Raw genomic sequence first — 22,669 nt, 5'->3', positions numbered from 1 at the left:
AGAGCAAATCACTATGACTGAACAACCTTACGCCCCTTTAGCGCCCCACGATGCAGCGCTGATGGATACGATGCTGCGCAACGAGGCCGACCCAGCCTATAGCCGTCGCGCCCGTCGCTTGATGGAATACCTTGATCTGCACGATGGCGATACGGTGCTCGATTGCGGTTGTGGCTATGGTTTTTATACCGCGATGATCGACAAGCTGCGTGATTTGCACGTCGTTGGCTTCGACGAGGCCTTTGATCGCTTGTTGGTCGGCCAAGAGCATGCCAAACGAGCGACGTTTGTGCGCGGCGATGGCCAAGGCATGCCCTTTGCCGATAATAGCTTCGATAAAATTCTGCTTTCGGAAGTGCTTGAACACATTCCCGATCAACAAGCAGCCCTGCACGAGTTGCGCCGCATCCTCAAACCAGGCGGTATTTTGGCCATCTCCGTGCCGCACGCCAATTATCCATTGTGGTGGGACCCTGCTAGCTGGATCTGGACGCGGCTTGGCGGCAAGCCCTTTACCCACACCAAATTTGGCAGCATTTGGGAAAACCACGTGCGCTTGTATGAACCAGCAGAATTGGTGCGTCAAGTGCGTATGGCCGATTTCGAGGTTGAATGCTGCGAAGAAGCCACCCACTACGCGATTCCTATGACTCCGTATGTGGTCTATGGCATTGGCAAGCCCTTAATCGAATCGGGGATTTTGCCCGAACGCTGGATGAAGAGTGCCGACCGCATGCGTGGCGACCAAAACCAAGGCAGCAAATTGAACCCACTCAATCTGGCCCGTGGCATCATCAATTATGTCGACCAATTGAATGAACGCCCAGAAACGCTGCAAAAACGCAGTTTTGTCAATGTGTTTGTCAAAGCGCGCAAGCCCTTGAGTTAAGTCTTTCAGGAGATCGTTTCCATGCTACGAGGTGTCTTTCCGAGCCAGCGCGTAGGCTGGCTCTGGCTCTTAGGCTTGCTTGGAACTGCCCTAGCGCTGATGATCAAGGTGCAAGCGAAGCTTCAGTTTCGCCAGCTCGATGGCGCAGTTTTGCTGGGAGCAGCAGTCAGTTTGGGCATCTGGTGGTGGCTGATCAAACGCCAACCGCCAAAACCCGATGTGTTGCCAAGCATCGATCAGCACCCAATCAAGCATCTAACCTTGCGGCTAGGCATCAGTGCTGTGGCAATGTTTAGTGCGCTCGTAGCATGGCATAATCTCTTTGGCAATGAATTTAATCCACTTTCGACTTGGGCATGGCTGATTGCAATTGGCTTATGGCTCTTGGCGTGGCTGCCATGGCAACGTCCACATCTGCCCAAAGCTGATCGGGCCGAAACCAAACGGGCATGGCTGACCTTCGGCTGTTTGCTGGCTGTGACTGCCGTTGGTTTGTGGATTCGGCTGTATCGGCTTGATCAAATGCCCTACGACATGACGGTTGACCACGGCTGGAAGATGGAAGATGTTTATACCATTTTGCAGGGTGGTCGGCCTTTATTTTTGCCCAACAACACAGGCCGCGAGCCAGGTCAATTCTATTATATCGCCACGTTGATTCGCTTTTTTGGTGTGCCGTTTGGCTTTATCGCGCTCAAACTTGGCAATGTAATTATCGGCACGCTAACGATTCCATTTATCTATTTGTTTGCCCGCGAGCTTGGCGGACGCAAACTTGGCATTTTGAGCGCGATGCTGTATGCGCTCGGCAAATGGCCACTCGAAACCACCCGCATGGGCTTGCGCTTTCCCTATGCCACCTTGCCCGCCGCCTTGGTGCTGTGGTCGCTCTGGCGCTATGTGCGCTTGGGCAAACGCAGCGATGCCTTGCTGGTCGGTGTATGGATGGGCATGGGCTTGTATGGCTATATCGGGGTTCGGGCAGTGCCATTCGTCATTGCCGCCGTTTTTGGCTTGATGGCCATTGATCGTCGCCGCCGCAATCGCAAGGGCTGGCTGACCTTGCTCGGCCATGGCAGTCTAACCCTGATTACAACGGCGCTGATTTTCCTGCCGCTGGGCCATTTTATGCTCGATTATCCCGATGTTTTCTGGTTTCGCGTCAGCACCCGCACCAGCAACCATCTCGATGAAATTAGCCGCGAGTTTTGCCAAGATACTAGCAGCGAACGCGCCTGCGATATTAAAAAATTCGTCGCCAACAACGTCAATTTAGCGGTAGCCTTCAATTGGCGCGGCGATCGCAACGAAGTCAATAATGTGCGCTTCGACCCATTGCTGGATAAAGTTAGCGCAGCATTGTTCTTGCTCAGCTTGCCAATTATCGTTTGGCGCTTATTTATTGAACGCTCGTGGCGTTGGTGGATGCTGGTGGTGAGTTTGCCATTGCTTGGTTTGGCCACAACCCTCAGTTTGGCTTACCCGATTGAAAACCCGAGCGCTGCCCGCACTGGTGTGCTGATGCCCGTCATTTTCACTATGGCTGCAGCTCCGTTGGCGCTAGCAATTGAATGGCTTACCAAAGCCAAGCCGTTTGATCAATGGTGGCGCGGCTCGCGAGCCTTACAAGGCGTGCTTAGCGTTGGCATGTGTATTTGGTTGTTGGCATGGGCTGGGCGCGAAAATTTCCAGCGTTACTTCGTCGATATGGCGCGCCAATACACAGGCTTTATTCCCAATAATCGCGAGGTTGCCGATGCAATTCGCTACTATCGCGATGCCCAAGGCGTACCCTACGCCAATGCCTACCTCATGCTCAACAGCTATTTCTGGAAGGAATCGCGCAACATTAGCGTGCATTTGAACGATATGCAATGGTATGCCAGCAACACGATTAAGCCCGAAATGGAGTTAATTGTGCCCGAAAAGCGCCCTGTGATTATTGTGCTCAATCCAGATGATCAAGTGCATATTGAGCAATTGCAGCGCGAGCATCCCGAGGGCGAGTTGCGCCGCATCAGCAGCGCGGTTGGCAAAGATTTTCTTGTGTTTCACCTGCGCTGATGCTTACGCTTGGCACTGCTGGCCATGTTGATCATGGCAAATCGAGCTTGGTTCAAGCCTTGACGGGCATCAACCCTGATCGCTGGGCCGAAGAGCAACGCCGCCAGATGACGCTTGATCTAGGCTTTGCATGGTTCAACACGCCTGCTGGCCATTCGGTCAATTTGGTCGATGTGCCAGGCCATGAACGCTTGATCAAACAGATGTTGGCCGGAGCAACTGGCTTCGATGGTGTGCTCTTTGTAGTTGCCGCCGACGAAGGCATGCAGCCGCAAAGCCACGAACATCTGCAAATTCTTAGCCACCTCGGCATCGATCAAGGGCTGATTGTGCTGAGCAAAAGCGATCTGGTCGATGCTGAATGGCTTGAATTTATGACTAGTGAGATTCAAGCCCAAGTTGCCAATACCAGCCTGGCGAATGCGCCAATTGTGTCAGTTTCGGCTCGCACTGGTGCTGGTATGGCCCAATTAGTCGCCGCAATCGATCGCTTGATTAGCCAATTGCCAGCCCGAACACTCCAGCAACACAACCCACGCTTGCCAATCGATCGGGTGTTTAGCATCGATGGCTTTGGCACGGTCGTCACGGGCACGCTGCGCGATGGCAATTTAAGCGTTGGTATGGAGATCGAAATTCAGCCCCAGCAGCTGCGTGGCCGGATTCGCGGCCTGCAATCGCAACAAATCAGCCAGCAATCAGTCCAAGCAGGCATGCGCGTAGCAGTCAATCTCAGCGGCATCGAGCGCCAACAGCTCAAACGTGGCGATGTTGTGACGATACCCCAAAGCTTTGCCCCAACCAATTTACTTGATGTGATTATTGCAACAACCGCCGATGCGCCAACCCTAAGCCACAATATGTCGTTGCAGCTCTACCTTGGCAGCGCTGAAATCAGCTGTAGCTTGGCCTTGCTTGATCGCGATAGCGTACCAGCTAATACCCAAGCCTTTGCCCAATTGCGCTTAAATCAAGCCAGCATCGCCCAACGCGGCGATCGCGGTATTTTGCGCCGAGCCTCGCCAGCAGCAACTGTTGCAGGCATTCAGGTGCTCGATGCGCATCCGCAACGCCATCGCCGCATGCGCCCAGCAGTAATCGCGCATTTGCAACAACTGGTTAATGGCTTGCCGCATGAAATTCTGCTGCAACAACTCGAGCAGCAATGTTTAACCTGGCAGCAATTGCAACAACGCAGCGGCTTGGAGAGCCAAACCGCCTTGGAGGGCCTAACCACAAGCTGCAACAACGGCATGATCGTGATCGTCTCAGCAACACTGGCCACGCTCACGGCCAGCAGTTTAATCACCAGTTCAGGCTATTGGCAGCAATTGCAAACCAAACTGCGCCAACTCCTCGCCGAGTACCATCAAACATGGCCATTGCGCCAAGCGATGCCCCGCGAGGAGTTGCGCAAACGCATGGGCCTTGAAGCAAGCAGTTTCAGCCATATTATCCAAGCCTTAGCCGAGCAGCCATGGCTCCAAATTGAAGCTAATCAGATTAAACTTGCTGACCATCAGGCCCAGCCTAGCTCCAGCCAACAAAGCCAAATTCAAGCTTTGCTGGCCTTGTGGCAGAGCGATCCGGCCCTGCCGCCAAGCCGTGAGCATTGGCCAACCATCGATCAAGAACTCTGGCGGTATCTGTTGCAAACCGAGCAGCTGATTCAAATTGCGCCAGAGGTCTACTTCTTGCCAACCCAATATCAGCACATGCACAGCTGGGTTCTGACGCAACTCGCCAATGGCGAAAGCATCAGCCTTGCCCAAGCGCGCGATGCCTGGCAAACCAGCCGCAAATATGCCCAAGCTATGCTTGAGCATTGCGATCAACTGCGAATCACGCAGCGGGTTGGCGATGTGCGGGTAGCCTATTGAGCTTAACGAAGTGTTAGAAAAGCTTGACAGCCCTAGCCCCGCCCAAATGCTCGTGTTATGCTGAAGCAATGGTGTTTGTGCCAGCGGAAAGGATGTCGAACGTGAGTACAAAACGTTTATCAATTAAACAACTTGGTAGTGTGCTTTTGATTAGTGCTGCCGCAGGCGCAGGCGCACGCTATCTCGCCAATAAAACTCGCCAACAAGGCCAAAAAATCTACGATTATACAACCCCCCAAAAACTGATCGATTGGTCGGTTGCGCGCACCATCGCCTTGCGCGTCTCGCAATGGCAGGAGCATCCAGTCGTCAATCGGGCTGAACGCCAAGCTGAATACGATCAGATGGTCGAGCGCAGCCAGCCCTTAATCGATGAATACCTGAACGTCAAGCTGCCCGAAACCCTTTCACGGGTCAAAGTCGTTGACCGCAAAGAATGGATCGATGCTAATTTGCGTTCGTTTGAGCGTTTGTTCGAGCCAATCGAAAAGCTCTATCGCCAAGCAGCCCAAAATGCAGGCCGCAATCCATCGGTTAATGCGATTAATCGGGCGTTTGTCGGCGCACAAGTCGGGGCCATGGTTGGGGTTCTTGCTCGCAAAGTGCTTGGTCAATATGATTTGAGTTTGCTCTCGCCCCAAGCTGAGCCAGGTATGCTCTATTTCGTCGAGCCAAATATCGCCCGCGTGCAAGAAGGTTTAGGCGTTGATGACCATGACTTCCGCTTGTGGATTACGCTGCACGAAACCACTCACGCCTATGAGTTTGAAGCCTATGGCTGGGTGCGCGATCACTTCAGCAATTTGATTCAGCGCTATTTCAATGAGCTTGGCGGCCAGCTCGATGCCTTGCGCAATGGCTTTGGCAGCTTCATCAACCGTATTTTCAGCAACAGCAAAGACCAAACCGATGGCCATTGGATGGAGCAATTGCTGACCCCAACCCAGCGCCAAGTATTTAGTGAATTGCAAGCATTAATGTCGTTGGTTGAAGGCTATAGCAACCACATTATGAATGAAGTTGGCCGCGAAATTCTGCCAAACTTCGATCAGATTGAAGCGCGCATGAGCGATCGCAAGGAAAAACGCTCAATCTTCGATGAATTGTTTAACCGCATTACCGGCATGAGCCTCAAAATGCAGCAATACGAGCAAGGCGAGCGCTTTGTAAATGCGATTGCCGACCATGGTGGCAAGGATTTGGCGGCTCGCGTTTGGGAAGGTCCAGAAATGTTGCCAACCCTCGAAGAAATTCGCAACCCACAACTGTGGATCGAGCGCGTCGGGGTATAGTTGACGTTCCCTTACCCCTCAAGCCCCCTCTCGCACTGAATGCGGGCGAGGGGGAGCACCCGTTTTTACCACCTAATGCGGCAAAACCACGCCATTAAAGCCCCTCGTCCTCGCCCGCGCCACGGGCGAGGGGTTGGGGTGAGGGAATCTTAAAGCCTACCATCTTGCAACAAATCCAAGATTAATAACGCAGTCACAATTTTTGGTTAAAATACTGCTGCTCTTTTAGCCAATTAGGAATTGTATGAACGAATTGAATCAAGCCCAAGCAGCTTTACTTAGTGGTGATCTGACGCGTGCGCGTGGCCATCTAGCGCTCGTCATTCAACAAGAGCCAGATAATGTGTTGGCTTGGCTGATGCTCAGCGAAGTTGTGCATCAACCGGAGCGGCAACGCGAATGTTTGCAACGGGTTTTGGCGCTTGAACCGCACAACCAAACTGCCAAAAAACGCCTAACCGCCATCGATCAGCCTATAATCGCCCCCGCCAAGCCCACAATTGCCCCAAGCACAGTGCAGAAGCTCAACCAGCAACCGCAACCAGCGCGTCAACCAAGCAATAACCCTCCAACCAACACCAGCTTAATCTCGATGATTAGCATTGCAATCGCCTTAGTCGTTTTGTTAATTGTGGCCGTGATTGTCCTGCGTGGAATCCCCGAAAGCCCAAGCGAACAGAGCCAAAGCCTGCAAGGATTGCTTGGCCTAGCCATCGCCCAAAGGTGAAGCATGATACAATATCATGAGAATTTTAGTGCTTGGAGTTGCCATGAATGCTTCGCAATTGCTTAAACAAGAACGCGCTGATGCCGTGGCATTACTTGAATCGTTAACTGAAGACCAATGGCAGGCGACTACGCTCTGCGAAGGCTGGAACGTCACCGATTTGCTGGCGCATATGGTTGCCCGCGAATCGCAACCGATCCGCTTTATTGTGGCGGAATCGACTAAAGGTAAGCTCGGCGTGCACCCCGACGAGTTGATGCGCAAGGCGCGCAACCAAGGCCGCTTTAAATTATTGCAGGAATTTCGCAATGGTCCGCCCTTGGCATTTCGTTTACCAGGCATTGCGCTGGCCAATTTTATTGAGCAATGGGTGCATAACGAAGATTTGCGCCGTGCAGGCTTGAACAAACCACGTATCTCATCGCCAGCAGTGCAAAACCTGATCTGGAAAATGCTGCATATCAATGCCCGCATGATGCTGCGCTCATTCAAAACAGCTGGCATTATTAGCTTGGTGCGCCCCGATGGCCAAGCTTTGGCATTTCAGGTTGGCAGTGTATTTCCGCGTCAAGCCGACCCAGCCGATGCTACGCTTAAAGTAATTGGCGAGCCAGGCGAAATTTTGCTGTATTTATTTGGCCGCAAAACTGCCGCAAATGTGACGATCGAGGGCGATCAGCGCTTGGCTCAAGCCTTACGCGACACGACGATGGGGCTATAGGAGAGCAGCAATGCAACAGCGTAAGGTCGCTCATTATATCGTTACTGGCTTAATGCTCATTCTTGGCTTGATTTTCGGCGCTTTCTTTGTGGTTTGGTGCGGCCTGTTGCGCTTTCTTTTTACTGAAGATGGCTGGACTGGTTGGTTTTTGCTAATTATGGCTGGTTTTATCGCATGGCGTGCGATCGAAGCTGGCCGCGATGCTTGGGATGGCTTGCCCAGCGCACCGCCAAGCGCGATTGCGGCCTTGTTAGCAACTCAATTTTTGTTTGTGGTGATTCAGGTGCATGCCCGCTGGTCAGGCCAAAGCACGGGCATCGATTTGCTCACGATTTTGCCGCATGCGCTGATTTTTGGCTGTATTGGCTTAATTTTTAGCCTCAACGGTCAATTTACTGGCCACCTGATCGAATATGCCGATGACGAATTTTTGGCTGAGCCAGCACCAAGCAATGAGCATGATGATGACGATGATTTGATGTATTTGGGGGGAGCATGATTTTATTGCTCGGTGGCACTGGCACTTATTTTCTTGACCTTGAGGCCACCTTGGGCGCTGGCAGCTACCAAACGCTGGAAACGCCCTATGGCACCGCCGGCTCAATCTATCAGCCAGCTCAGTTTGGCGGCAAAATTGGCCTTGCCTCGCGCCATGGCTGGGGTCGTTTAGATGCCTCACCACCTTTCGTCAATAGCCGCGCCAACATTTGGGCCGCCAAAGAGCTGGGCTACCAGCAGATTTTAAGTTGGAATGGGGTCGGCGCAATCAATCAACTCTTGCAAGTTCACGATTTAGTCGTGCTCAACTACGTGCTCAATGGCACCAAAACTCGCCCGATCAATTTTGCTGGCGATCGCCCAAGCCCAACTGCTTGGCAGATTCCACAAGCTGTTTTTGATGTAGCTAGTGCCCAAGCGCTCTATCAGCAAGCCCGCAAGCAACAAGCGCGTAGCTTTGATTGTGGCACCTACGCATGTTCGGAAGGCCCACGCCTAGAAACTGCCGCCGAAATTCGGGCTTGGGCCAATTTTGGGGCTGATGTGGTTGGCATGACCTTAGTGCCAGAGGTGTTGTTGGCCTACGAGTTGGGAATTAAATTCGCCTCGTTGGCCTATGTGACCAACTATGCGACGGGAATTGAGCCAAGCGCAGGTGCACCACGCTTCTTTGGGGTTGAAGTGGCCCAAACATGTCTCCAAATTGTGCTAGCAACCGCAGAACACTTGCTGGCAACTAGCGATGTGAGCAACCAATGACGTTTACCATAACCTCACTTAATACGCCATTTGGGCTGGCGATGTTTGCCACGAAAAACAGCCCCAGCGGCACGGTCGCAATTTTGCTTGACGAACCAAACCCGCATGCGGCGCTGTATGCAGCCAAAACCCAAGGCGTTAGTTGGATTATCGAGGCCGTCAGCATGCAGCCATGCGATGGCCTGCTTCAACCAGACGATATTGTGATTCCCGATCAGCTGGTCGATTTGACGCAGCAACGGGCATCGACCTTCTTTCGCAATCGTGGCTATGGCTTTGTTGGCCAAAACCCAGTCTGGTGTCCCGATTTGCGTTCCAGTTTATTAAGCGCTGCCCAAAGCGTCAGCCAACGGGTGTTTAGTCGTGGTACACTGGCGGTTGGCGAGGTCGATACCACGCTTGAGGCCGCTCAAAGCTGGCAAGCCCATGGCCTAAGCCAAAGCGCTGCCCCAGCGGCTTATCTCGCCAAAGAATTAGAATTATGCTACGCTGTCGTCGGCATTGTTGGCACGGCAGCCAGCACCCTTGGCAATACATTAATTGCGGCAGTCGCCCAGCACTTGCCTTCAAGTGCAAGCTGCAACTGCCGCCAGACCATGCAATCGGCGCGCGATCGGGGCCTAATTGGCGACGATTGGCGAACATGGATTGGGGAATAAGATGGCACTTGTATTACGTAACAGCACACAAATCGAAAAAATGCGCACCGCTGGCCGTTTGGTTGCCCAAACCCATGCCATGCTGCGCGAATATGTCGTTCCAGGCGCAGTCTTGCTTGATCTCGATAAACTGGTTGAAGACTATCTGCGGGAGCATGGCGCAACGCCATCGTTTAAAAATTACAAGGGCTTTCCAGCCTCAACCTGTATTTCAATTAACGATGTAATTTGCCATGGCATTCCCGATAAATCGCGCTTGAAAGATGGCGATTTGGTAGCGATTGATATTGGGGCGTTTCTCGATGGCTGGCATGGCGATTCATGCGTAACTTACGCCGTTGGCAAAATCGATGCTCAAAGCGAAAAGCTGATGAAAGCAACCGAAGAAGCGATGTGGCGCGGGATTGCTCAAGCCCGGCCAGGCAATACGCTTGGCGATATTGGCGCGGCAATTCAAGAATATACCGAAAGCCAAGGCCTCTCGGTGGTGCGCGAATATACCGGCCATGGCATTGGCCGCAACATGCACGAAGCACCAACCGTTTTACATTATGGTGAGTGGAGCAAGGGCTTACGCTTGCGCGCAGGCATGACCTTCACGATTGAGCCAATGGTCAATCTTGGCAGCTATGCCACTCGTTTGCTCAAAGATGGTTGGACGGTTAAGACCGTCGATGGCTCGCGTTCGGCCCAATTTGAACATCAAATCGCTGTTACCGACGGCGATCCCTATATTTTAACGGTGCTGTAAACAATGGCAATCAGGATCTACAATCAATCACAAATTAACGAAATGCGCAAAGCTGGCATGTTGGTTGCCCAAGCCCACGCCATGCTCCGCGAATATGTTGTTGCTGGCGCAGTGTTGCTTGAGCTTGATCAACGGGTGGAACAATTTATTCGTGAGCACGGCGCAACGCCATCATTCAAAGGCCATGGTGGGTTTCCGGCCTCAACCTGTATCTCGGTCAACGATGTGGTTTGCCACGGCATTCCCGATGGCACGCGGCTGAGTAACGGCGATATTGTCTCAATTGATATTGGGGCATGTCTCAATGGCTGGCATGGCGATTCATGTGTCAGTTATGCCGTTGGTAAGCTCGATTCGCAAAGCGCCAAGCTGCTGAAGGTGACCGAAGAAGCCATGTGGCGCGGGATTGCTCAAGCCCGAGTTGGCAAAACCATTGGCGATATTGGCGCAGCGATGCAAGAATACACCGAAAGCCAAGGCTTCTCGGTAGTGCGCGAATATACCGGCCACGGGATTGGCCGCAAAATGCATGAAACCCCACCAGATGTTTTTAATTTTGGCGAATGGGGCAAAGGCCTCAAACTACGGGCTGGAATGACCCTGACGATTGAACCGATTGTGAATATTGGCTCGGCGCGAACCCGCGTGCTGCGTGATGGCTGGACGGCCAAAACCGTCGATGGCTCGCGCTCGGCTCAATTTGAACATCAACTAGCGATTACCACTGGTGATCCAGAAATTTTAACCAAATTATGAAATTAACCAAACGCTATAGTGGCTTCGCAGTCATGCTTGTGGCAATTCTCGCGCTTGATCGCTGGGTTAAATGGTGGACGCTCGATACACTTACGCCCTTGGGCAATCCAGGCACCGAGCCAATTCCTGGCATTTTGCGCTTTGTCTATGTTGAAAATCGCGGCGTAGCCTTTGGTTTTATGCAAAACAACTCACTGTTGCTGGGGATTCTGGCGCTCGGCGTAATTGGCTTTGTGCTGTTTCGCTCGCGCACATGGTTTCGCGATGCAGGCCTGCTTGGGCAAACGGCGGTTGTGGCAATTATTGCTGGCGGTTTGGGCAATATTATCGATCGCTTTGCCTATGGCTTTGTGGTTGATACCTTCCACATTATTCCGCTGCCAATTTTCCAAGTATTTAACGTTGCCGATATGGCGATTTCGTTTGGCGCGGTTGCCCTCTTTATCACGCTTTGGCGCGAGGATGCAGCCAAGCGGCGCAGCCAACAAACTGCTTAAACCACCGCCTGATCCCCTCACCCCAACCCCTCTCCCACATAGCGGGAGAGGGGCTTCCGCTGGTGGTTTTACCCTCTATCGTGGTAAAAATGATCGACTCCCCCTCGCCCGCGTCCAGTGGGAGAGGGGGTCGGGGGGTGAGGGAACATGGTTGATAATCCAATTGAACCAGTACATTGTAGGAGCGCTTTTCAATTTTAGGCCCCAAAGGTTTGAACATTATTGCGCCCAGCAGCCTTGGCTTGATACAGCGCTTGATCTGCTTGCTGAATCAACTGCTCCAAGGGAATTTCGGCATGATCGTGGCAGAACGCCAAACCAAGGCTCACCGAGCTGCTAATTGGCTGTTGATCATAGGTTAACCGTTGTTGTTCGATTGCGCTGCGCAAGCGTTCGGCAACCAACAGTGCCTCAGCCTTGGTCACGCGGCTCAACAGCACAATAAACTCCTCGCCACCATAGCGGCCAATCAAATCGGACTGGCGCAAGGCTGCTTGGGCAGTTGTGGCAATCGATTGCAGCACCTGATCACCAACATGATGTCCATACTGATCGTTAATTTGCTTAAAATGATCAATATCAAACAGCATAATTGCAACTGAATTGCCAGCCAGCGCGGCTTGTTCTAACAAAACTTGAGCCGAAACCAAAAAATGGCGGCGATTGTACAGGCCAGTCAGGCTATCAGTCATTGCCAAGCGTTCCAATTCAATCCGTTGCCGATCACGTTCTTGCATCTCTGCCACCAATTCTTGAGTTTTTTGATAATACAAGCGGGCTTGTTGTTGGGCTTGCTGCACCTGATGCTTTACTTGCAATAAGCGCAAACGTTGGTCTGAGCGTTCGTTAAACAAGCTTTCGCGCAAATGATGATAGGCTTTGAAATGCTGGATAGCGTTGGCATAGTCGGCCATTTGCTCGTAGATAGCGGCCAAAGCGCTATGCGCCGTTGCTTGTTGGCTAAGATCGTTGGTATCGATTGCCAGCGCCAAACCCCGCTGCCCAAACGCCAACGCTTGCGCATAATCGTGCTGACTTGCTACTAGGATACCACGCTGGATCAAGGAAAAAATCATATCTTCTTGAAAACCAAGCCGTTGGGCCATGCCAAAACTAGCTTCAAATTCGGCCATAGCTTGGGCCGAGCGCCCAAAGCGCTGATAGACCACGCCCAAAATATTCAAGACCTCAACAATTCCCTGCGACCAACTAAGCGCCTGGTATAGCTCCAAACTGGCATTAGCATAAATCAAGGCATCGTACAATTGGCCATATTCCAAGGCGACCCAGCAAGTATTATCCAGCATCGTGGCATACAAGCGTTTTTGGGCTTTGGTTTCAAGTTGGGCTGGCAGGCGTTGAAATGCGCGTTGCAAATAACTTTCTGCTTCCATTGGTTGTTCTAAAACGCGATATAAATAGCCAATATTGCTATTCAGAATCGTTTGCATCCATTCATTATTAGTATTGATCGCAATTTCTTCAGCAATCAGATAATGCTCTAAGGCAGCATCAAGCTGCGATTGCAACGCCAAAGTTACGCCTAAAATGTTATGTAATGTCATTATATCGACCCAATTATCAATAAATTGGTCGGGAGCATCTTGGTAATAGCTTGCAGCAGGATTTTTCAATTCAAAGATATTGGGATTCACATAATCGCAATATTCGAGTGCTTTATAAAAACAATTTAATGCTTCAGCATATTTTTTATGCACGCTATAAAATTTGCCACGCCAATACCATGCTTCAACCAAGCCTTGATAATAGGGCGTGTGGGCAAATAGGCCATTGCGCGTATGATACTCTGCCTGATAATTTATCTTCCATGCTTGCGCTAAATCGATGTGACGTAAATTTGCCGCCCATACATTTAATAAATCGATAGTACGAGCAGGATTGGTAGATCGTTTTAATTCTTGCTGAATTTGCTGTGAGACAACCATAGTGTGCTTTCGTTGGCAAACTTCTTGCTCTCTGGATTGATCCAATCCAGTGTGATCGCACATGCGGCGATCAATATAAAAACTTTAACATATACATAATCTTTGCACCATCCCCTCAATGGTGCAACCAATGTTTGGTAAAATCTACCGCTTTCGGGAGATTTTTCGCAACGTACGTGAGTAGTTTTGCGAGCGTAAGCAATTTTGTTAAGCAATTGATCTAGACTGCATTTAAACGCTATTTTTGAAACGGCTTGACGCTCAATTGCCAACATCAACGCCAATCAAGGAGCATCGCAGCAATGACAACCCAGCGCATCTTGGTCGTTGGCGCTGAAGCAGAGCCGAAAACCAGATTTATTCAGTCGATTTGTGACACGTGGAGCAGTCACGAGCTTGATGGAGCAAACATCCAGAGTAGCCAAAGCAGCGTACTCATGGATATAGGCCATTTGGACTACGCCGAACAACCTTCGGTATGGTATGGAATTCCTGCGAGTGCTAGCCCAATCATTCATGAGCTTGCCCAAACCGTCAACGGTTGTCTTGTATTAATTGATCCAAGTGCTGATAATGAGGCGATGCTTGAGCTTGCCGATCAGCTTCAACAATCGGTTGCTGGGCCAATTATGTTGTTGGTAACGCAGCAAGCAGCCGTATCCGACCACCTTCGCACTGCCTTAAATCGTTCAAACCATTACATAGTAGACAGTTACAACATGCATAAATCAGAATCAATCCACCGAATCATGACCGCCTTGGGTGGCAGTTTGCCCACCAACAGCTCTGTGCAAAAAGAATATATCACCGCAACGTTTGATCAAGTGAGCAAAGTGCAAGCCCTGTTTGAGCAACTTGCGCTGAATACCAATCACGACATTATTGGCACAGCCTTAATCGACACCAACGGCGAACTGCTAGTTTCAACCTTGCCAGCCAAAATTAGCCCTGAACAATTGGCAGCGATTAGCGGGCCATGGTTACGCATTGCCGATAAAGTAGCCCACAGCGCTGCTTTAGGCCAAACCGAAGAAAGCATTATTCGCACTGCTGAAGGATTGTGCATTATTCGCCCAGTTCATAGCCATATTTTGATTACCTTGCTCCAACCACATGCCAACCTTGGGCTTTTTTGGCTGAATGTCGCTGATATGGAGCGCCCATTGACCGAGCTATTGGCAGCCTAATGCAACCTACAATCGAGGCATCCCGCTAGCTTGTAGCGGGATGCCGTTTTTTTAGCTATTTAGCAACGTAGGGCAAGAAGATGTGTACTTGAGGAATAACCACGGTTGCACTCACTGAGGGCGTGGCACTCGCGCTAACAATCGGGGTTATGCTTGGAGTAGCGCTTGCCAATGGCGTTGGGGTAAAAGTAAAGCTTGGCGGACCACTATCGGTTGGGCTAGCGGTGACGCTCACTGCTGGCGTAGCCGTTCGTGTGGCCGTCGCCGAGACTGTTGCTGGCGTAACAGTTTGGGTTGCCGTTAGGCTTGGGGTGGCCGTGCGAGTTGCCGTTGGGGTCGCCGTGGCCGTGCGGGTTGCGGTTGGGCTAACAGTGCCTGGCGTGACCGTTACCGCTGGCGAGCCGTCAACTTGGGCCTCAACAAAATTTTGAATTGCCGTTGGCACATTTGAGAGAAAATCAAAGCCAGTCATGCTTTCAATATAATCGACACTGACCCGATATTGCTCCCAAGCATTGCTGCGAATTCCTTGATTGTTGGGCATCCAAATGCCGATCACCCGAGTATTGGCGGCGACGCGATTAGCATCATCATTCCCCACAGGCAGGATAACAATCACCTTCCAGGTGAAGGCGGGAATGTTTACCCGACCACTGGCAATCGTGCCTTTTGTGCCATAGCCACCAGTCATAATGTAGAGTTCATTGCCAGCCCGCGCCCATGTGCGACACATATTTTCCAAATTGGCCCATGGGCCTTGGTTATTATCAGGCGCTTGGGGAATCATATTCGACATGATGAAGGTTTGATCGTTGGCAGCTCGCGAGACAGTCCGGTCGCCTGAGGGGATCATATGGCCACGGTCATAGCCGCTACCACTATAATCGCCTGGCTGGACCCGATACCAACCACTTGGCAGGCTCGAATCGGCCACAAAATCGCCGCGTGAGGTGCTGCCAAGATCCTGCACTTCCAAGTGCCAACTAACCCAAGCTGGAATTCCAGCATCGCGTTGGTAGGCCATAGCATATTGGGTGCGTTCGATTAAATAATTATCTGGCACCAATGGATCGCTGACCGCATTGCTCGGGTTGCCTAAGGTGAGGTGTAAACTATCGTTGGGAGCCGCTTGGGTGGTTGGTTGACGCAGGCCCAGCGCCAACAGTCCTAAAATGAGCAGACCAAAAAGCCGACGCAGACCAGTCATGACAGCAATGTCCTTTCGCAATGAAAGTATGATGAATAGCTTGCATACTGTACCATAGCTGTCTAGGCATAAATCAGCGGTGCATGACCACCAAAATCCTGCTTGGCGCTGGCCTCACCTGTATGGGGGATATAGAACTACAACAAAGCTGTTATATGATCATACTTGCAATTTTAGAAATTAGCTGTATCGTTACAGACGTGAAGTAAGACACATGCTTTGCAAAAACGAGTTGCTCCAGAAAGCGCTCGTTTTTTTGCAATCTACAGATGCAAAAACGCGGCAATGAAGCTGGCGAGGCAGGCGTAGCGCTCGTCAGCTTTGTTGTATGCCCAAAATTCCCAGCATGAGCTTACGAATCACGGCGGAATCCTGTTGGAATCTATGAGGAGTCAGCGTATGGGCAGCCGTTTGGCGCTCTGGCGGTCGAATGCACGGCCCGGGGTTCGGGGTAGTTTATATTATTTGTGTTTTTGGTCGAGCGTTGGCATGTACGTGCCATTTATCAATGTGTACTTTACCAACCTTGGCTTAAGTGGCCAACAAATTGCCATGTTTGGGGCAATTAGCCCGTTGGCGGTGCTGTTATTTAATCCCTTGGTAGGAGCAACGGCTGATCGGCGGGGCTGGCATGTGCAATTATTGCTCAGCATGTTGGCATTCACCGCCTTGAGCCAAATTGCCTTGGCGTTTCCAACCAGCTTCTTGACGATCTTGCCAGTGATGGTTATGTTGGCAGTGGCTCGCGGCCCAATCGCACCCTTGGCTGATAGTATGATTGCGGGCATGGCGGTGCGCCATCAGCTGGCGTATGGCAAATTGCGGCTCTGGGGGTCGGTTGGCTATGCAGTTACTTCATTATTAGGCGGCATTTGGTGGGCCAAAACAGGCTATCCAACCATGTTTATTTTGACTGGGTGTATGACAGGCTTGGTTGCGATTGTTGCCAATAGCCTTGATCACACCCCAGAATTGCGCAAAACCACCGTCAAGCCAGCCAAAGCGCCGCGCGATGCAGCCTTTATCGCGATTGTGATTATCACGGGTTTGGTCGGCGCAGCCTTCAGCATGGTTTCGATGTTCGATGGCAATTTGATTCAAAAACTCAGCGGTGGCAGCACAATGATGCTTGGCATTTTGCCCTGTGTGATTGCCAGCACCGAAGTGCCAGTGATGTTGAAGGCCGATCAGGTGATTGCGCGCTTTGGCACGGCCAAAACCCTAGCCATTGCCACCTTGATTCTTGGGCTGGGCTTTATTGGCAGCGGTATGGTCAGCGAAGCTTGGATGTTAATTCCAATTGGCATGTTTCGTGCGTGTGGATTTGGCTTGTATTCAGTTGCAATTATTCGCCTGATTACCGAGCGAATTCCAACCAACTTGCTGGCGACGGCCCAAGGCCTGATTAGCGCCATCGGCGGCGGCTTATCGCCGTTGTTGGCAACCCAAGCTGGCGGCTATATGTTCGATGTTTCAGGGCCACAACTGGTCTTTATTGTGGCTGGCACATGCATTGGTTTAGCAACCTTGGTCGTTGGGCTAGGCCTCAAATTGAATTGGTTCAAGCCAGCCGCCCAGGTTTAAACAAAAAATCCCCAGCATGGATCAGCCATGCTGGGGATTTTTCTTTATTTTTTTTCCCGCTGACGAGCTGAAAGCCATTTCTCATCGTATCTTCTCGCCCATAATTGTTCGATTCGATGGGATAAGAGCGCATGGTTATGATGGAAAGCACCAGATTTGCGTAATTGATTGAGTCGTGTATGAATTGTCCATAAAATCGCTAAACAACTATAAATAACTATTCGGATCTTACGAGCTTTTGGAATTGTATAGCCCCAGTTTCCATTTTCATTAAACCATTTTAGTACATTAATTTCGCCATTATTGTAATTAATACTTAAATTATCTTTATCAAAAACCATATCAATAAAACCATTCTCGTCAACTTTCTCTAATACACTTTCTATAACATCAATAAATACTTGATATATATCATTATTTACTGCTTTATTTTTTATCTCTATCATAAATTCAACAACCCATTCAATATATGGCTCAAGATCTTCATGATCGCCTGTTCTACTTACAATAATAGCTTTATATTCGTCATCTATAATTTTATATAAACTTTCTTGCATTTTCTCAATTATTCCACATTCACTATCAAATTCTTTTTTGCGAGTCATCCATTTTGTTATTTTTTCAATCTCTTCTATATTCAATTCAAATGCTGCATCAATAAATAGAGAAAATAGTGATATTTCCTGTAAGTCATTTTTATCACTTTCATTTATCTCATCATTACGATTTTCTTCATCAATCTTATAATTAGGATAACTTTTAACTTGGTGAGTATTTTGAAATGTAAATACTGCTGCGTTTTTAGCATCACTCCGACCATCAGCAGTTATCTCTTCATTCCAAACAGCAGAGATAGTTAATACAACCCCGCCTGATTCAGTGTCATCGATTGAAATCTCTTTAAGTCCATATTCTTGATCATTCCATAGAGCAATAACGCTCGAGCCAGACTCGCCTTTATCATTTTGCGAAACCCGAACTAAACCTAATGAACTAACCGATAAAACGGAGGTACCAGGATCATCGGCCATAACCGTAGCATAGCGTGAGGGCCAACGCGACTTAAGTTGCGGGCCATCCATCAGCAACGCAATCAGCAAGGTTGGGCCAATTCCACGAATAAGCTCTGAGACTGGCTCCAAACGAGCTAGATCTTCACAAATTAAGGGGCAAAGGGTGAGCCAATTATTAGGAGCCAAAACTGATAGGCGGCGCTTTGGAATATGAATCGCCTCCCACCAATCACTCTCACCACCTAAAACCCCTGAAAGCCCATAGCGTCGAATCTGAGGTGGGTTCAATTTCCAGCGATGATGTTTATCTTGACCCATTTTGTACCATTTACCTGCAAAAAAAGTGGCAAGAATCACTTTATTGCGGCCAAGTTCAGTTGAGCGCTCTGAGGTTGGATGATAAATACCTGCCAGCACCATTGGTAACTTAGTACGATCAAGATGTTCGCTATTTTGCAAAGCTTGTAATAAATCGTTGAGATTCTCTTCATTTAAAGCAGTTTCAGGGAAAACTATCAAATGAATGCGTGGAACATGCTTTTGTGAATCTACAATCATTGAAATCAAAGCTGATGGCGTAAAATCTTCCGACGTACCACGATATTGAAAATATCGGGTACGTTCTTTTGTGTCACGATTAACCGTATAGTTGCTTGGTGAAAATGCTGATGACTTAATATGATATGGCCAGGGAATAATCAAAATATTAAGTGTATTATCGTCAATATTGACCCAAGGCATAGTTCGCCATTGAATATCGACTTCGGTTCGATGTGCAGTTACATGATGCGATAGTGATCGAAGTGTTATTCCCGATCGGGATGTGCGCATTTTTGGTAATACACGGACTGTCAAGATTGGTAATCGTGATAAACTCCCATGCAATGTTAAGAACATATTGGCAATGCCATGAACAATTTTGTTATCATCCTTAACCCAATTGTTTGCTGAAGGTGTACCCATTCCAGCGCAAGCTTGATCGGCTAGCATATGCAAACACAATAAAACTTGACACAATTCCCAAGTATTTTTATCAAATGTCCCATCACTGGAACCATTTCTTTCCGTGAGTCGATAAAGATCGTTAACTGTAACTTTTTCATATAGGCTTTCTATTTTTTCTTTAATAAAAAATAATATTTTGGGCATCTCTTTCTCATCAGTTTCGATCCATGTATACCATTCATTTTGAATTGAGTTAAACACATCTTCATAACTAGTATGCGAGCCTATCAGGTTACTTATAATTTCGTCGTTATTATTGGGCCATTTCTCACCATCAGGTAAATCGATTACCAAGGTATAAATACCAGTTTTTTTCAAAAGAAGCGAGGTAAAAGCAAAAATATCAGGTGGCCATACAAACCAATCATCTAATGTCTTCCAATCACGGGTCAATGTTTGCAGCATATACGTAGCAACCGTTTCATCGCGGTGTTCTGGGGCTTGCATACCATTCATTATCAGATCCTCCTTAATTATTTTAACTATAATTAAATGTTGGGAATCAGTTAATTTTGGTGGCGAGAATCAATTTAGTGTTGGGTTAATCAGCGGTGAGGTTAATAGTATTCATTTGATAGGCTATGACAACCATAACCTAGAATTGATGATTATGCAAGGATTAATTTTAGCCCGACTTGACAGCAACGACAGCATTGCGTAGAGTGCAACTATTAATTATTAGTTAAAGGTCATTCGTATGCACACTCGACACATGGTTCGTTGGCTATTGTTCGCAAGTTTGTTAATCATTGTGCTTGGGAGTTATGCGTGGCAGCAACAAAGCTTTGCCCAAAGCCCAGCCACAATCACCAATCCATGGGCGCTGCGCCAAGGCAAGGCCACTTATTACACTGCAACCGGCTTGGGCAACTGTAGCTTGCCGTTACCAAGCGATTTGTTGTTTGGCGCGATGAATAATCCCGATTATGCCACGGCGGATTATTGTGGCGCGATGGTTAAAATTACTGGCCCCTTGGGATCGGTCACAGTGCAAATTACTGACCGTTGCCCTGAATGCCAAACTGGACATATCGACCTTAGCCCGCAAGCGTTCGATCGCATTGCGCGGCGGGTTGATGGAATTGTGCCAATCAGCTGGCAATTGATCAGCAATCCAGCCACCACTGGCAAGGTTGGCTATCATTTTAAAGATGGTAGCAATCAATGGTGGACGGCGGTGCATCTGCGCAATCATCGCAATGCAATTGCCAAATTTGAGTATCGGATGGGCCAAGCGCCGTATAAAGTGGCTCCGCGCTTTATTTTCAATTATTTTATTGCCGAAACTGGCATGGGTGCTGGCCCCTATAGCTTTCGCACCACCGATGTCTATGGCAATGTGATTGTTGATGAGAATATTGCACTAGGCGATAACGTAACGAGACCAGGCCAGCAGCAGTTCCCCTATGTTGCGCCGCCAGGCTCAGCAACGCCGACCCCAAGCCCCACGCCGCGCCCAACCTTTCCACCCGAAAGCCTGACCGACCACGTTTGGCTGCCGTATACGCGGAAATAGCTAAAAACACTAAGGCCCAGCGCAATTGCACTGGGCCTTGACTGTAACTCATTCCAAAAATTTAGAACTTGCTCCAGAGGTATTGGTTGGTTACTTCGTGGTGGAATTGAACTTCCGAGCGCTTGATCAACGTGCCCAAGCGATGTGGACAGCGATCAGCTGAGGCCGTCTTCAGTTCAGCATATTTGGCTTGAATTTCTTCGCCCAAAACTGAAGCGATGATTTCGCTCGATTGGAACGATTCGATTGCATCGTAAATGTTATCGGGCAATACTTTTGCGCCCTTGCGAACTGACAAATCGGCCTTTGGCCCTTCTAAGCCGACCTTCAAGAGCGCGTAAATCGCCATGTATGGGTTGGCATCGGGAGCAATCGAGCGCACTTCGATCCGTGCTGAACGAGCATTGCCTAATGGAATCCGCACCATGGAGCCACGGTCGATTGCCGAAGCCTTAATTTGGTTTGGCGCTTCGTAGTGTGGGTCGAGGCGGCGATAGGAGTTGACGCTGGCGTTCAACAGCAAACACAGATCCAAGCCGCTGGTCAAAATGCGGTCAACATAATTCCAGCCGTATTCCGACAAGCCTTCTTCGCCGTTGGCATCGTAGAACAAGTTGGTATCGCCCTTGGCCAATGACATGTTGGTGTGCATACCGCTGCCGTTGACCCCAGTTACGGGCTTGGGCAAGAAGCTGGCGGTCAAATCGAGTTTGTAGGCCAATTGGCGACAAATCAATTTATACAGCAACACTTGGTCGGCTGCGACTGAGGCTTCGGTGTAGGAATAGTTCATTTCGAACTGTGAAGGCGCAACTTCTGGGTGATCTTTTTCATTTTCAAAGCCCATTGCGCGTTGTGCTTCAGCAGCAGCATCAATGAACAAGCGCAGCGGATCGCCAGGCAATGAGTTGTAGTAGCCACCAGTACTAACTAAATCGAAGTGACCAGTATCGCGGTAGTGTTGCTCAGCGTTACGGCCCTTGAACAAGAAGCCTTCAATCTCGTTAGCAACATTACAAACGATGCCTTCTTTAGCCAACAATTCAGCGGTGTAGGCTTGCAAGCGCGCGCGGAAATCGGCTGCATAAACTGAGCCATCGCGTTCGAGCACTTGACCAAACACCAACACTTTACCAGGCCCAAAGATGTCTGCTGGCAACCAGTAAAATGCACCCCAGTCGATGCCCAAGCGCAAGTCAGATTCTGATTGTTGCGAGAAACCACGGATTGAAGAGCCGTCAAAGGTCAAGTTATCAGCTGATTTCAACAAGAATTTTTTGTCGTAATCGAGCATGTGCAAGCGGCCTTCAAGGTCGGTGAAACAAACGGTCACCGCTTTGATGCGGCGTTCGTCGTTCAAATAGCGCATGCGCTCTTCTTGCAACTTGCCCAATGACGTGCGGGCAACCCGTTGAGCTTTGGCAGCGAGGTTCAGTTCTTCCAACTCTTCGTAGGGAATTTCGAGAAAGTCGCGAAGTGTCATGGTGTGTCATCCTTTGTTACTAACAAAGCCATACTCGGTGTCCCGCGAGCATGGAGGCTTCGTAGTGGGTTTGGAACATTCAGGGATATGGCCAAGGAACGCGCGATCCATTCAACTAGGTCGCATTATACGCAATCCCATCACACCAGAACTTGTGTAATCTACCCAAAGTTTAAATTGCGCTATTTGTACAAGTTGCACAAAAGCTTTGCTAATTGCTTGCCGCTAGAGGCCA

General features: G+C 49.5%; 19 protein-coding genes. 15 read left to right on the top strand and 4 right to left on the bottom strand.

Annotated elements, in window-relative coordinates:
- The first annotated feature begins 13 nt into the window (after positions 1–13).
- The 12 genes from ACFMKP_RS06515 to lspA all read left to right on the top strand — a co-directional run bounded on the left by ACFMKP_RS06515 (position 14) and on the right by lspA (position 11,493).
- Positions 14–889, top strand: a complete 876-nt coding sequence (locus ACFMKP_RS06515) for a class I SAM-dependent methyltransferase (protein ID WP_382290157.1) — start codon at positions 14–16, stop codon at positions 887–889.
- A gap of 21 nt (positions 890–910) precedes the next feature.
- On the top strand, positions 911–2,953 hold the full coding sequence (locus tag ACFMKP_RS06510) for a glycosyltransferase family 39 protein (RefSeq protein WP_382290155.1): 2,043 nt from the start codon (positions 911–913) through the stop codon (positions 2,951–2,953).
- Positions 2,953–4,833: a selenocysteine-specific translation elongation factor gene (gene selB / locus ACFMKP_RS06505; protein ID WP_382290153.1), complete on the top strand. Its 1,881-nt coding sequence runs from the start codon at positions 2,953–2,955 to the stop codon at positions 4,831–4,833. The genes ACFMKP_RS06510 and selB overlap by 1 nt, the downstream gene beginning before the upstream one ends.
- A gap of 101 nt (positions 4,834–4,934) precedes the next feature.
- A complete protein-coding gene (locus ACFMKP_RS06500) occupies positions 4,935–6,125 on the top strand; it encodes a zinc-dependent metalloprotease (protein ID WP_382290151.1) in 1,191 nt (396 codons plus the stop codon).
- A 244-nt stretch (positions 6,126–6,369) separates the two neighbouring features.
- On the top strand, positions 6,370–6,852 hold the full coding sequence (locus ACFMKP_RS06495) for a hypothetical protein (RefSeq protein WP_382290149.1): 483 nt from the start codon (positions 6,370–6,372) through the stop codon (positions 6,850–6,852).
- Positions 6,853–6,868: 16 nt separating this feature from the next.
- Positions 6,869–7,573, top strand: a complete 705-nt coding sequence (locus tag ACFMKP_RS06490; protein WP_382290147.1) for a maleylpyruvate isomerase family mycothiol-dependent enzyme — start codon at positions 6,869–6,871, stop codon at positions 7,571–7,573.
- Positions 7,574–7,583: 10 nt separating this feature from the next.
- Positions 7,584–8,072 (top strand): hypothetical protein, encoded by a 489-nt coding sequence (locus ACFMKP_RS06485; protein WP_054537416.1) that lies wholly within the window; start codon positions 7,584–7,586, stop codon positions 8,070–8,072.
- Positions 8,069–8,830, top strand: coding sequence for an MTAP family purine nucleoside phosphorylase (locus ACFMKP_RS06480; protein WP_382290145.1), 762 nt, complete (start codon positions 8,069–8,071; stop codon positions 8,828–8,830). Before ACFMKP_RS06485 ends, ACFMKP_RS06480 begins: the two co-directional genes overlap by 4 nt.
- The gene (locus ACFMKP_RS06475; protein ID WP_382290143.1) at positions 8,827–9,489 is read left to right on the top strand and encodes a hypothetical protein; all 663 of its coding nucleotides are present in this window, start codon (positions 8,827–8,829) and stop codon (positions 9,487–9,489) included. The genes ACFMKP_RS06480 and ACFMKP_RS06475 overlap by 4 nt, the downstream gene beginning before the upstream one ends.
- A 1-nt stretch (position 9,490) precedes the next feature.
- Positions 9,491–10,240: a type I methionyl aminopeptidase gene (gene map, locus ACFMKP_RS06470; RefSeq protein ID WP_382290141.1), complete on the top strand. Its 750-nt coding sequence runs from the start codon at positions 9,491–9,493 to the stop codon at positions 10,238–10,240.
- A gap of 3 nt (positions 10,241–10,243) precedes the next feature.
- The gene (map, locus tag ACFMKP_RS06465) at positions 10,244–10,996 is read left to right on the top strand and encodes a type I methionyl aminopeptidase (RefSeq protein ID WP_382290140.1); all 753 of its coding nucleotides are present in this window, start codon (positions 10,244–10,246) and stop codon (positions 10,994–10,996) included.
- On the top strand, positions 10,993–11,493 hold the full coding sequence (gene lspA / locus ACFMKP_RS06460; protein WP_382290138.1) for a signal peptidase II: 501 nt from the start codon (positions 10,993–10,995) through the stop codon (positions 11,491–11,493). Before map (ACFMKP_RS06465) ends, lspA begins: the two co-directional genes overlap by 4 nt.
- 197 nt (positions 11,494–11,690) lie before the next feature.
- Here the strand turns inward: lspA and ACFMKP_RS06455 are convergent, their stop codons facing one another.
- Entirely contained in the window at positions 11,691–13,439 is a 1,749-nt protein-coding gene (locus ACFMKP_RS06455; RefSeq protein ID WP_382290136.1) for a diguanylate cyclase, read from the bottom strand.
- A gap of 302 nt (positions 13,440–13,741) precedes the next feature.
- Between ACFMKP_RS06455 and ACFMKP_RS06450 the strand changes: the two genes are divergently transcribed.
- Entirely contained in the window at positions 13,742–14,626 is an 885-nt protein-coding gene (locus ACFMKP_RS06450) for a roadblock/LC7 domain-containing protein (protein WP_382290134.1), read from the top strand.
- A 55-nt stretch (positions 14,627–14,681) separates the two neighbouring features.
- Here ACFMKP_RS06450 and ACFMKP_RS06445 read toward each other — a convergent pair whose 3' ends face one another.
- Entirely contained in the window at positions 14,682–15,833 is a 1,152-nt protein-coding gene (locus tag ACFMKP_RS06445) for a DNA/RNA non-specific endonuclease (RefSeq protein ID WP_382290132.1), read from the bottom strand.
- A 399-nt stretch (positions 15,834–16,232) separates the two neighbouring features.
- On the opposite strand from ACFMKP_RS06445, the gene ACFMKP_RS06440 reads away from it, so the two are divergent.
- Positions 16,233–17,417, top strand: a complete 1,185-nt coding sequence (locus ACFMKP_RS06440) for an MFS transporter (protein WP_382290130.1) — start codon at positions 16,233–16,235, stop codon at positions 17,415–17,417.
- A 44-nt stretch (positions 17,418–17,461) separates the two neighbouring features.
- On the opposite strand, the gene ACFMKP_RS06435 is transcribed toward ACFMKP_RS06440, so the two are convergent.
- A complete protein-coding gene (locus tag ACFMKP_RS06435; protein ID WP_382290128.1) occupies positions 17,462–19,891 on the bottom strand; it encodes a hypothetical protein in 2,430 nt (809 codons plus the stop codon).
- Positions 19,892–20,132: 241 nt separating this feature from the next.
- On the opposite strand from ACFMKP_RS06435, the gene ACFMKP_RS06430 reads away from it, so the two are divergent.
- A complete protein-coding gene (locus ACFMKP_RS06430) occupies positions 20,133–20,951 on the top strand; it encodes an expansin EXLX1 family cellulose-binding protein (RefSeq protein ID WP_382290126.1) in 819 nt (272 codons plus the stop codon).
- A gap of 61 nt (positions 20,952–21,012) precedes the next feature.
- Here ACFMKP_RS06430 and ACFMKP_RS06425 read toward each other — a convergent pair whose 3' ends face one another.
- Positions 21,013–22,434, bottom strand: a complete 1,422-nt coding sequence (locus ACFMKP_RS06425) for a glutamine synthetase family protein (protein WP_382290124.1) — start codon at positions 22,432–22,434, stop codon at positions 21,013–21,015.
- Positions 22,435–22,669: the final 235 nt, after the last annotated feature.

Origin of the sequence: Herpetosiphon sp. NSE202, from assembly GCF_042688385.1 — a bacterium.
Classification (GTDB): domain Bacteria; phylum Chloroflexota; class Chloroflexia; order Chloroflexales; family Herpetosiphonaceae; genus Herpetosiphon.
The sequence above is the reverse complement of the archived record's forward strand: the minus strand, read 5'-3'. Positions and strand labels throughout refer to the sequence as shown.